Annotated in this window: 9 protein-coding genes and 1 pseudogene; 4 read left to right on the top strand and 6 right to left on the bottom strand. The window is 39.1% G+C overall.

From position 1 onward, the window contains the following. Nucleotides 1-6 precede the first annotated feature (6 nt). Complete coding sequence (locus M472_RS43700) at nt 7-969, bottom strand: bifunctional metallophosphatase/5'-nucleotidase (protein ID WP_021072309.1); 963 nt, start codon at nt 967-969, stop codon at nt 7-9. Then, a complete protein-coding gene (locus M472_RS43695) occupies nt 944-1,696 on the bottom strand; it encodes a 5'-nucleotidase C-terminal domain-containing protein (RefSeq protein ID WP_022829458.1) in 753 nt (250 codons plus the stop codon). Before M472_RS43695 ends, M472_RS43700 begins: the two co-directional genes overlap by 26 nt. Before the next feature lie 182 nt (nt 1,697-1,878). Here M472_RS43695 and M472_RS43690 point away from each other — a divergent pair, with 182 nt between their 5' ends. The 3 genes from M472_RS43690 to M472_RS43680 are packed head-to-tail and all read left to right on the top strand — an operon-like array spanning nt 1,879 to nt 5,956. Beyond that, complete coding sequence (locus tag M472_RS43690; RefSeq protein WP_235049541.1) at nt 1,879-2,634, top strand: hypothetical protein; 756 nt, start codon at nt 1,879-1,881, stop codon at nt 2,632-2,634. A 26-nt stretch (nt 2,635-2,660) separates the two neighbouring features. Further along, a complete protein-coding gene (locus tag M472_RS43685) occupies nt 2,661-4,643 on the top strand; it encodes a hypothetical protein (protein ID WP_021072306.1) in 1,983 nt (660 codons plus the stop codon). After that, complete coding sequence (locus M472_RS43680) at nt 4,643-5,956, top strand: hypothetical protein (RefSeq protein WP_021072305.1); 1,314 nt, start codon at nt 4,643-4,645, stop codon at nt 5,954-5,956. Before M472_RS43685 ends, M472_RS43680 begins: the two co-directional genes overlap by 1 nt. A gap of 62 nt (nt 5,957-6,018) precedes the next feature. On the opposite strand, the gene M472_RS43675 is transcribed toward M472_RS43680, so the two are convergent. Then, a complete protein-coding gene (locus M472_RS43675) occupies nt 6,019-6,807 on the bottom strand; it encodes a Cof-type HAD-IIB family hydrolase (RefSeq protein ID WP_021072304.1) in 789 nt (262 codons plus the stop codon). A 167-nt stretch (nt 6,808-6,974) separates the two neighbouring features. Here M472_RS43675 and M472_RS43670 point away from each other — a divergent pair, with 167 nt between their 5' ends. After that, nucleotides 6,975-8,153, top strand: a complete 1,179-nt coding sequence (locus M472_RS43670) for a class I SAM-dependent methyltransferase (protein ID WP_021072303.1) — start codon at nt 6,975-6,977, stop codon at nt 8,151-8,153. A gap of 7 nt (nt 8,154-8,160) precedes the next feature. Here the strand turns inward: M472_RS43670 and gloA2 are convergent. From gloA2 to M472_RS43655, 3 genes and pseudogenes are all read right to left on the bottom strand, one after another. Continuing rightward, nucleotides 8,161-8,478: pseudogene (gene gloA2, locus M472_RS43665) on the bottom strand (SMU1112c/YaeR family gloxylase I-like metalloprotein); the annotation flags it as partial. A gap of 193 nt (nt 8,479-8,671) precedes the next feature. Then, complete coding sequence (locus M472_RS43660) at nt 8,672-9,574, bottom strand: DUF72 domain-containing protein (RefSeq protein ID WP_021072301.1); 903 nt, start codon at nt 9,572-9,574, stop codon at nt 8,672-8,674. Between the two features lie 136 nt (nt 9,575-9,710). Continuing rightward, a complete protein-coding gene (locus tag M472_RS43655; RefSeq protein ID WP_021072300.1) occupies nt 9,711-12,356 on the bottom strand; it encodes a heavy metal translocating P-type ATPase in 2,646 nt (881 codons plus the stop codon). Nucleotides 12,357-12,512 lie beyond the last annotated feature (156 nt).

Below are 12,512 nucleotides of genomic sequence, written 5' to 3'. Positions count from 1 at the left end.
AAAATTCTAAGCGAGTGATTGTTCTAGTTTCTTGTCAATGGTATAATTACTACTTAGTAATACCTGCTTACGCTTTGTCCGGGGATTGAGAATGAAATCGATCCTTCCAAAACTTGCTCCTCCAAATCCAACTTGATTTACTAAGGTGATTTTGCCATCTAGATTTTTGACTTCTGTGGGTTTCTCTAAAAAAGTATGGGTATGCCCGCCGATGATTAAATCAATGTCTCTACTGTTGGCAGCAAGTTTTAAATCAGATATCGTGTCGTCTTTGTAAGAATACCCCATATGAGAAAGGCAAATCACGAGATCGCATTTCAAGTCTTTTTTTAATTTAGGAACAAGACGGTTGGTGACTTCTAAAGGATCTAGGTATTTCATTCCTTTGTAGCCATTAGGGTCTACTAAGCCTTCTACATCTACTCCAAGTGCAAATACGCCGATTTTTACCCCATCTCTTTCAAATACAAGATATTCTTTCGTTTTACCTGCGAGGACGGTCTCCGAAAAATCGTAATTGGAAGTGATAAAAGGAAAATTAGCTTTGTCAAAGTGTTTTAATATACCTTGAAGGCCGTTATCAAATTCATGATTGCCAAATGTACCTGCATCGTACTTTAGTTTTGACATTAACTCCAGTTCCACCTGCCCATCAAATAAATTGAAATAGGGGGTGCCCTGAAACATGTCACCTGCATCAAACAACAGTACATTCTTCTCTTCAGCTCTTATTTTTTGAATCAAAGTACTACGGCGCGCGACCCCGCCTAGGCCCTGCATTCTTGAGCCGTCCATAGGAAATGGTTCTATACGGCTATGTACATCATTGCTATGGAGTATGGTCAATTTTACATCTTTGGATGCTTTTGTTTCAGCAAAGCTATCTAATGAGGCTAGTGAAGCAACAACACCTAAAGCCGTAGCTTTTTTAAGAAATAATCTTCTATTTAATGATTGTAATTCTTCCATCTAGCTTAGTCTCTATATTTTTACCTTCTTTTGTTAATCCCTGTACGTAGTCTATTAACCCTTCTCTAACGCGTATGCTGCTGTCTTTTCGCTTTAAAGGTGTAGTGATGCCTTCGATGTAATCGCCTCCATTTGCTAGATAATCATAAGTTACCAGTTTGTACGACTGGTTGGGATTGATTTCCTTATTGCCTATACGCAAATCGATGGCTTTGTTGTCTTTAATCTTTAAGGTAAAGCCTGCTATCGGTTGTCCCCCAGTTTTGGCTATAAAATCAGCAAGGACAGTGATATCCTGAGCAGATAATTCGAGTACGGTGACCGTGTTTTCAAAAGGCATGAGCTCAAACATGGAACCTACAGTAATGGGGCCTTGTTGTACCTCAGAGCGTATTCCTCCTTTGGTAGCAATGGCCATCTGTACATCGGGATCTATTTTTTTTCCCATAGTCAGCAGTGCTTCTGCAAAAAAATTGCCTGCAAGGCTTTCGGCATCGACTCTACTTTTATTTAAGGAATATGTTGAATAGCCAATTGTTCTATTCATTTCCTTCTCCATTTGTATTTTAAAGGGAGTATAGTATTTAATAATAGTACTGTCTTCCGATAGGGATGAGTTGATGGCATATGTAGTCGGTTTGCTGATCTTGGGGAGGTAGGAAGTTCTACAACCGACTAATGTACATGCAATTACTAATACTAATGATAGTGTCTTGAAAGTGCGCATAGCATTAAAATATAATATGCGAAGCTAAGAAGAATGCGGTTAGGAACAAATTAAGTTTTTGTAATATTTTATTTGTACATGATTCTTTTTACCTGTCATTTTTTCTGAACCATTATCCCTGAAAACCGTGAATATTGTATTTTTTTAACTTAATGGCAGGGTTTGGAATAGCTTTTGTACTTATGCATTCATTATTTTTTGAAGGTGCTTATTACCTTTGCAACATTATGAAATTTGATACGTATATGGTTCACCCAATAAGAAAGAGGTCTGTTTTTTTTGTATATCTGTCTATGTTTGTTTTTGCTTTCAGTTTGACAAGCTGCTTTGATGTGGTGGAGGATGTCAGTCTGAAGTCAAACGGTTCGGGAAGCATAAAGGCAACGGTCAACCTGAGCAAGAGCAAGGTAAAGGTCGCCTCTTTGATGAAACTTGATAAGGTTGATGGTATGAAGGTGCCTTCTAAAGGGGAGATACAGAATGAGGTGAATGATGTAGTAAAGCTTTTAAGACAGACTCCTGGTATCTCGAATGTGCAGCATAGTTTAGATTTCAACAATTTCATCGGTACCCTATCTTGTGATTTTACCAATGTGACAGCATTGAATACATTTACAAAGACATTGTCTACGCATTTTAAGGCTAAAGTATCCAGCTATTCAAGTTATTCATACGATGCTAAGACCAAGATTTTCGCAAGGACTTCGGCCTATAGCGATGAAGCCAAGAAAGGACTGGCTAAGCTCAAGCCTGAAAATCAAAAGTCCTTTTCGGACGCTTTTTTTACGAGTATCTATAGATTTGAAGACAATGTCCTCAAGCAAGATAATAAGATGGGAAAAGTGTCGGATAACAAGAAGGCTGTGATGATGCGCGTAGGTGTATTGGATCTGGTTAATGGAAAAGTCAGCTTGTCTAATCAAATATCATTAAAATAAAGGTTTAAAAATTTTATAATTTATATATGTATCTACACAAATTTGTTGCACTGATCTTTGGCGTATTGGTGGCGTTCGCATCAAATGCGCAGGATTTAATTCGTAAAGTACCGCATGATGCTACTGTGGTTGTTTCTTTCAATAATAAGGCGGTATTTGATCATTTGAATATAGCTGATCTGAATCTTACCTTAACACGGTTAGGACTTTTTCAAAAAATAAATGGTGATAATGGATTGCAAACTTCCAAAATAGAAGAGCTTGGAATCGACCTTAAGGCTAAAGCATATGCTTATGTACGTGGTACAGACAGTGTGCAGTATATCGGCGCTTTAATTCCACTTTCCAATAGAAGTCAGTTTGAGTCTATCATTCCCAAACATAAAAAGGTAGAGCTGGTCAATTCACTTCCGACTATCTATTCAGCAGATCGGACAATGAGGTTGAGTTGGGATGATCATACGGTGTATGTATTGGGCGGTCTAGCGATGGATTATTATTTTAGAAAAGAAGAAGTAATCAATAGATATGGGCTGATTGCTAATGCTTATGATGCTTATGAAGCGGAGTATGCGGAAGAAGCATTGGTTGATTCTGCTGCAACCGAATGGGAAGCCTATGACTTCGATTCTGTGGCTGACGCTGCTGCTGCGGCCGCAGCAGCAAGTGCTGAGGAAGAGGAACTCGACTATCATATAGTAGGTCCGCCAACTCTGGCAGGGGTTGACACTGTTGGATATGATGAATATGGTGTCGTTGATTCTATTCTGAATCAGGACGAATATGCTGATGATTATTATACCCGTTATGATAGCATTACTAGACATAATGACTCTATTAAGAATGAATTGGTAAAACAATGGGTGAATGCGGAAATGGCGCTTATGCTGACCGACAGTTATAAATCTTTCGATCCCAAAAGGCTGCCTAAGTTAGATGCAAATACAATAGCTCATATCCACGCTAAAGATGTTTTTTCGTACTATAAATATCTTTATCCAGAGGAAATAATGACGGATCTGTTTGGTGTTAAGCCTAAGTTTAACTATGGTATAGACGGTATCGATGCGAGTGTCGTAGTACAAGGTAACAAACTGAAGTTGGTTGGTTCCGCTACGCTTGATAAGACGATGGCTTCTTATTATAAGGAGATCTACAATAAAAAATTAAACCCTAAATTCTATCCATTTTTAGACAAGGATATATTGGGTTTCTTTTCTTTCAATGTAAATACAGAAGCATATCTGAAGAATCTTCCAAAGATTATGGAAAGTTACTACGGATCGTTTATGCCGAGATATTCAAATTTTGTGAGCTTGGGAGCTTTGTTGTTTGATGTTGCATTAGATCAAAAAGCTATTGCGAAAGTTATTAAAGGAGATAATCTATTTGTTCTAAATGGTGTTACCAAAGTGGATGTCACCTATACGGACTACGAATATGATGACAATTATGACTATAAGGAAGTCGAGAAGACAAAGACAGAAACTATACCTCAGTTTTTATGGATGTTCTCATCAGATGATACCCGTATTTTTGAAAAGATAATCCAGATTGGTGTACAGGAAAATGAGTTGATTGATCATGACGGTATCTACCAGGTTAAGGAAAATGGTAATTCGGGTATAACAGTTTATCTTTTGATTAAGCAAGGAATGGTTTTTATAGGGAATGATTTTGAAAAAATGGAATCAATCCAGTCAAACCAGTATTCTGGTAAAGGACATGCACCGTATGTGGCTCTTGCGAAGAAGAATAACCTAAGTTTATTGTTTAACACAAAACGTATCCCAGTATTGTTGGATGAATTGGATATTCCTGTCGAACGTTCTATTGAAGAGACTGTCGCAGATCTACAGCAATATGGTGATTTTTCGATGACTTCTACTGGCGTGAAAGGGAATCGTGTGACAGGTGAAATCGCTGTAGAGTTTCCAAATAAAAAAGGAAATGCACTCGCATTTTTGTTTGACGTCATCGACCGTTGGTCTTTGAAAATCAAAGAATAATGAAGCTGTTGAAAAAAATAGTATTTATAGTAATAGGGCTTATCGCTTTGATAGCGATAGGCCTTTATTTATTCTTGAAGGTACGCGAGTCGCGTTCAAAGAATAGCTTGGTGCATCGGGAAAGTGAATACGTGATGAAGATAGCCGTCGATAATATACTGACGGATATCGCCTGGAATGCTATTTTGAATCCTGGATATTATAGCGGTACAGATAGTACTCAGAGAGTTAAGGATGGTTTAGGAAAACGAACGGACTGGGGTGTATCCATACCTTCAAGTGTGTATTTGTTTTCATTGAAAAATGATACGAATGTATGGTATGCTTGGCTGACTGTGGAAGATCAGAGCAAGTTGCATCTTTTTGCAAGCGATCTGTTGGGTAAAGAAAGTGCTGATATCGAAGAAGAAAATGAACTGTGGTGGATTCGTGGGAATGATGACAAGGTTGTAATGCTGGGAGATTCCAAAAATGTATTGGTCGCCTTAAGTACGGACAAGACAGATAAAAAAGAACGAATGTTGGGCATCTGGAAACAACAAGCCACATCGATGACAGCGATTAAAACATTGACAGACTTCAAGTTTGAAAGTTCGGGTGATGTTCAATGGATGCAAAGAGGTAAGAAAGTTGTTGGGAGTTTGTCTTTTGCGAAAGGAATGATAAGCGGTGATTTATCCGTATCCAATAGTCTTCTTCGTTTGCCGAAAGAGGCAAAGGTGCGTGAACTACCCGCTTCTAATGTGTTGAATATTTACTGTCAAGCAGATATCAGACCTCTTTTGGAGAAGTATAGAGCGAGCCTCCTGCGTTATAATGTGCCAGTAGATACGTTAAATAACTACTATGGTGGGTATTTAGATTTGCAATGGCGGACTGGCGAAGTACTTCAAACAGATAGTATTATTGCTTATGACTATGACGAAAATTTCAATCCGATTGAGAAAGCGGAGTTAAGGGAAGAGCAGGTGCCCAATATCGTATTTACTTGTATAGCATCGCCACATTTGGCTGGGTATTTACCGGAAAAAATGTTCTATAAGTTTAATAAAGTGATTCAAGGTAATCAGATTAGCTTAAGTACAGCGTCGAATGTCAAAAATGAATATGCCTACCTCTCTAGTGACCGAGCTTTTCTTTTTTCTTATGTACGTCATGACGATGCTAAGCGATACTTGGGATGGATTCCTCAGTTAGATAAAATTGAAAAAATGGAAATCAGTGGAAGAGGAACGGGGAGTAGCAATAGGTTTGATATGGAGGTCGAGCTCAACGAGAAGAGCATACATGCGCTTTATCAGTTTTTTAACTAATCAAAATAGCGCATAAATTAAGAAAGGGTAAAGTCTATAACTTTACCCTTTCTTAATTTGGTCTACAATACTTTGAAATGCTTTAAGGCATTCCAGATACCGTCGCTATCAACATCGTCCGTGATATAGTCAGCTATGGTTTTCACTTCGGGGTTTGCATTGCCCATAGCCACTCCCAATGCTACATGTTGGAGCATTGTAATGTCATTTCCGCCATCACCAAAAGCCATTGTCTTTTTGATATCAATTCCAAAGTGTTCGCAGAAGATATCTATACCTACTTTCTTGCTTTGCCCCTTGGGGTTGACATCCGCAAATAAGGGGGTCCACCGAGAGGCTAATGAATTTGGCATTACTTCGCGCATAAACTGTTCTTCTTGCTCTGGACCTAAAAAGATATTGGTCTGAAGAATGGAATCATGTTCTACATTGTTCATGTCAACTAACGGTGGGACAGGTAGGTTGAGATGAGCATACATTCCTGCGATCTCGGGTGTGACGTCATGTATGGTCACTTCTTTTTCGGACATAAACGAAAAACTTAACGGTTGTTCGGTCGCATATTGGAGAAGGCTTTTGATATCTTTCGAATCAATAGCTTTTTTAAAGAGAACATGTCCTTCCTGAGAGACACAATAGCCTCCATTGAAAGTGATATATCCGTCGAAACCTAAATATCTTACATGGTCAATGCTATTGATGGAACGTCCTGTAGAAAGTATGATCTTAATTCCTTTATCTTGTAATTGTGCAAGTGCTTCTTCTGTGGATGGGGATACTTCGTGGGTTTTGAAACTTAGTAAGGTACCGTCTATATCAAAGAATACGGCTTCAATTTCTGGGTTGTGCATAGTAAATCTGTGTCTATCTCAAACTTAAAGAAAATGCTCGGCAATGACGAATTTCCACTGTTAAATTTGTATGAAAAACAGGATGTCGGTGATTAGTATATCCTATAAAAATAGGATGAGCAATAATGGATTTTGTATCTTTGTAGCCTAAAATCATTATTTGAGGTATGGTATTGTCTTCTTTTTTTGAAAAGCTAAATCAGCATATAGAACAGGGAAATTTTATAAAACTGTCATTAGGGAATTACCAAGGTTCTGAAAAAGGACTGAAACAGATTCATGTGAAGTTAGCTTCTATAAAACGTGAGATCAATCTGTCATTTACCTTTCGATACCAAACAAGAGATATCACTAAAAACTATGCGATAAAGGATGGTGTAGAGACTATAAAAGATTATTTAGCAGCAGGACAATTTAAGATAGTTACCTTGTTTGCTGAAGAAGCTAATATTGTATGTCAACAAAATAAGAAAGGAGTCTGGTCAGAACGAAGTGAAAAGCCAACGGCTAAGAAACCATCCGATTTAAGTCATGATGTGCAAAAACAACGTAAAATAGGTGATACCAAGAAATCCTATCTTCAGGCATTGCGTCTGACAGATGAAAGAGGGGAAGTCTATAAGGCAGCTCAGGATAAATGGCGTCAGATTAACCATTATATTGAGCTTTTGAGTTCGTCTTTAGCAGGGTTGAGTGCAGATCATTTGCTTAAGGTCGTAGATATGGGGGCGGGGAAGGGCTATCTTACTTTTGCTTTGTATGATTATCTTAATAACCAGTTAAATAAGAAAAGTGTTGTTGAGGGGATCGAATATAGAGAAGATTTGGTAGAGCTTTGTAATGGTATCGCTGGAGACGCTGGTTTTGACGGCCTGCATTTTTCACAGGGAACAATAGATGCTTATAGTTCTAAAGAGGAGCTTGATATTCTGATCGCGTTGCATGCTTGCGATACGGCGACAGATGATGCGATATTTAAAGGTATCCAACATCATGCTAAACTTATTGTCGTTGCTCCTTGTTGTCATAAGCAGGTACGTCGGGAATTAGAACGGGTAAGGAAAAAGAATGAACTTGATTTTATGATTAGACACGGCATTTTTCTGGAAAGGCATGCTGAGATGCTGACGGATAGTATTCGAGCATTAATCCTTGAATATTATGGTTATCAGACGAAGGTGATGCAATTTATCTCCGATGCACATACCCCTAAAAATGTAATGATTATTGCAGAGAAGAGAGCAACAACTTCTCAGAAGCAACAGGAAGTTCTAAACAAACTCCATGCAACGAAGGCCTATTTTGGAATAGACGTACACTATTTGGAGAAAATTTGTGGCCTTTAGTTTTGTGCTATAGCTGTTGGTAAAGTTCTAATGGCAATCCGTCAGGATCATTTAAAAAAGTGAATTTCTTTCCCGTGTATTCATCTATACGTATAGGTTCGACAGCGATATTCTGCTGTTGTAATCGGAGCACCCATTTGTCAATATGGTCTACAGCGAAAGCGAGATGACGTAATCCTAGTGCTTCAGGATAGGATGGACGTGGCACATGAGAAGGAAAGGTAAAAAGCTCAATGACATAATTGTTGTCAATAGCGAGGTCCAACTTGAAGGAACAGCGGTCTTCTCGATATACTTCGCTAAGGATTTCCAACCCCAATATTTGTGTGTAGAAATCCTAAGACCGAGCATAATCACTGGCGATAATAGCGATATGATGAATGCCTTTTATTTTCATATGTATATAATTATTCGTGCATTTGAATGTTTTCTTGATGGGACTTATGAATGCTTCGCATTTATTTCATGATCCGCCAACTGGCGGATAGGTTTGTTTCTTGATGGTCATTAACTTTATATTAGAATAGTGTAGGCGTTGAATTGCTTTTAGCATCCACGGGTTTCTTCGGAATATTCAAGTCGGTGCCGATAGTTTTATTTAGCTTTTCTATAAAATGTGCTGCTAATAAGGGAGATTCTACTTCTATGTTCTGATGTATGAAAAAGTAAAGTTGTTGCAAGCCTGCTTCTTTCCATTCTACAATGGTTTCTATCCATTCGTCTAATCGGGTATAGTCAGAAGGATGGTTGGCGCCTACATAGCGAACAAAAGCGGTCGGTGTGGTGAGGCGCATGTGCATCATGTCGCGTCTCCCAGCGGTATCGACGAGGACGTTGGTCTTGTTTGTTTCTTTTAATAATGCATAGAAACGTTCGGCTACGGATGGAGAGAACCATTCCTCATTCCGTACCTCTACGGCTAATGGATATCCTTTTGGAAAGTTTTTTAAAAAAGATTCTAGACGGTCAAAATCTTTAGGCTTAAAATTATCTATCAATTGGAGAAATGCCATACCTAACTTTTCTTCGAATAGTACAGTTGAATCTACAAAAGTATTGACCTTTTCGTCTGAATTCAACAATCTTCCAAAATGACTGATGGATTGAGGAATCTTAGGGAAAAATTTGAATCCTTCAGGAGTTTTATTCTTCCAGGTTTCAACTTGTGCTTTGGAAGGCGAGTTGTAGAATGTAGCATTCAATTCAATAGCATTGAATTGGGTAGAATAATAGGCTAATTCATCCTTTGTGCCACGGGGATAAAAGCCCTTTAAATCATTTTTATTCCATTTGGCACAGCCTACATATACTTCCATGGGAGTATGCTGTCTGTTTTGTTGTAATAAAATCAAAGATTCCTGCGGCGTTGGTGGTATTGTGAAGTCAATAACTGAAGGATCTGCTACCTGTCCGAATTTCATATATAAGTAATCTAATTTGCCGTAAAAATAGGCAGTTTTCTTGGAGTATTCCAATAAGTGCTTGGAATACTCGTTTGATAACTTTACGTTGATAGATTTAACTGATGTTAACGATATGGGGTGAATAATTGTTTTGCTATAGTTTTTTTAGATTGAGACGTAATGAATTCAATATAACTGATACGGAACTTAAGCTCATGGCTGCAGCTGCGATCATTGGAGACATGAGTATACCAAATGCTGGGAACAATAGCCCTGCTGCTATCGGTATTCCGATTACATTATATAAAAAAGCAAAGAGTAGATTCTCTTTGATGTTGCGCATCATCATACGGCTTAGGTCTATCGCTTTGGAAACACCTGTCAGTTCTCCTTTTAAGAGAGTGATATCTGAGCTTTGTATGGCAACATCAGTGCCTGATCCCATGGCAATACCTACATCAGCTTGGGTCAGAGCTGGAGCATCATTAATCCCATCGCCTGTCATTGCTACAACCTTTCCTTGCTGTTGCAGTTTGTTGATTTCATTTAATTTGTCATGGGGAAGCAGTTTGGCTTTAAACTCGTTTATACCTGTTTCCTTAGCCACGGAATGTGCTGTAAGTTCATTGTCACCTGTGAGCATCAATACCTGGATACCTAGATTTTGTACATGGGATATGATTTCTTTAGCATTGGATTTTATCTTGTCTTTCACTGCTATGAAACCAGCATATTTTTGGTCTATAGCGAGATAGGATACACTAGATCCGTTGGCTTGCAATTGAGCTACTTTATCTTTTATGGAAGTTGGAATGCTCGCCTCGTTGTCATGAAGTAAGGCTTCATTCCCCAGGTACGCATGTCGATCTCCTATGCGGGCAGAAACTCCCTTTCCAGTGATATTTAGGAAATCCTCAATCGTTGAGAGGGAAATGGATTTTTCTTCCGCTTTATTGACCATGGCTTCAGCTAGCGGATGGGAACTGTGGCTGTTGATTGAAGCAGCTATCTGGAGTATATCGTCATCAATGATATTTTCTGACCCCTCATACATAGTTACTTCAGGCTTGCCCTCTGTGATGGTACCGGTCTTATCGAGGATAAGATAGTCTATTTTGTGAAGTTGTTCGAGTGCTTCAGCTTTTTTTACCAGAATTCCGTTTTTTGCACCTTTACCTATACTTACCATCACAGACATCGGAGTGGCTAGTCCCAGTGCACATGGACATGCTACAATTAAAATAGCCAGGGCATTGGTAATAGCGTATGCCAACCTGTCTTCTGATCCGCTCATTAACCATATTGCAAAGGTTACTATGGCTATCAATATGACAATAGGGACAAATATTCGCGATATTCGGTCTGTAAGCTTTTGAATGGGAGCCTGGCTTCTACTGGCGTCATTGACCAGCTGTATGATCTGTGAGAGTAAGGTTTCCGATCCGATATGGGTAGCCTGCATGACGAAGCTTTGATTGCCATTGATGGTTCCACCAATTACGTTATCTCCTTTGTTTTTTTCTATAGGTAGAGATTCTCCTGTGATCATTGACTCGTCTACAGATGAGCTGCCTTCCGTGATAATACCATCGATAGGAACTTTGTCACCAGGGCGTACGCGTAGTATATACCCCTTTTTTATATCCGCTACTGCGATGCGTTTTTCGTTTCCTTCCTGTACCCATATAGCCTCGGCTGGTGTGAGTTTTATGAGCGCCTTGATGGCTGAGTTGGTTTTGGAATGAGCTTTTGCCTCCATGAGTTGTCCGAGTATCACTAGGGTGATGATGACGACAACGGATTCAAAGTAAAGGTGTGGATGAGCATTATGTTCGCGCATCTCTGAAGGAAGAACCTGTGGAAAAAGTAGAGCGACTATACTGAAAATAAAGGCCGCTCCAGTTCCCAATGCAATCAAACTGAACATATTGAGATTCCACGTTTTAAAGGAAGTCCAGCCTCGTTGAAAGAAAGTCCAGCCGGTATAAAAGATAACTGGCAAGGTAAGAATGAATTGTACCCAGCCGTTGATATGGGGCGGAATCAGTTGGCTTATTGGTTTTCCTGGGAGCATATCGCCCATAGAGAGGATGAAAACGGGTAAGGTAAAGATGACGCTGATTATCAGCTTCTTTTTCCATTCTTGATAGGCGTCATCTTCAGTTTCTGTTTGTTGGTTAGGGACGAGGTCCATACCACAGATAGGGCAGGCACCCGGTGTATCCTGTTGGATTTCCGGATGCATCGGGCAGCTGAATATGATTTTCAGGTTTGTCTCAGGGATTTTTTCGAGATTCATACCGCATATTGGGCATGTGCCAGCATTATCATATACTTTGTCGCCTTCACAATGCATAGGACAGTAATATTTTCCCACATTAGAATTGTCACTTTCTGGTGATTTGGCGTACTGTTGAGGTACATGCGTTTGGTGGACCTGTTCTATTGGTTGTAAGAACATGTTACATACAGGACAGCGGCCTTTTTCGGTATATATTTTGTCATGTCCCTCACAAAACATTGGACAGATGTATTGTCCACTTGGCGAATCATTAACTTGTTTTGGAGGATTCTGAGGGTGATTATGTGCGTGCTCGTGGATTTGATAGCTATTGCCTATTTCGTTGATTTTGTCTTGAAGTTTGGCAAGGTCCAAGTGGCCTTCGCTTTCTATTTCTGCTTTTCCTTCTTCTAATGAGATACGAGCATTTATGCCAGGTATTTCCTGGAGCTTGTTTTCTATTTGTGTACGACAACCATCGCAGGTCATACCACTGATATAATAGGTGTGTTTATGCATAATAGATCATGGTGTATAATACTGTTATAATAATGATAACACTAATTTCGGGTTAATGTTGGGCAGGATGTTATATAATTTTTAAGAAATGATATAGATTTCCTGCGATTTGTTTTTTTCGGATTGTATGTTGGCGAATCTAAATCATTTTACTTA

This window comes from Sphingobacterium paucimobilis HER1398 (assembly GCF_000416985.1).
GTDB lineage: Bacteria > Bacteroidota > Bacteroidia > Sphingobacteriales > Sphingobacteriaceae > Sphingobacterium > Sphingobacterium paucimobilis.
This window is presented reverse-complemented; position numbering and strand designations above follow the sequence as displayed.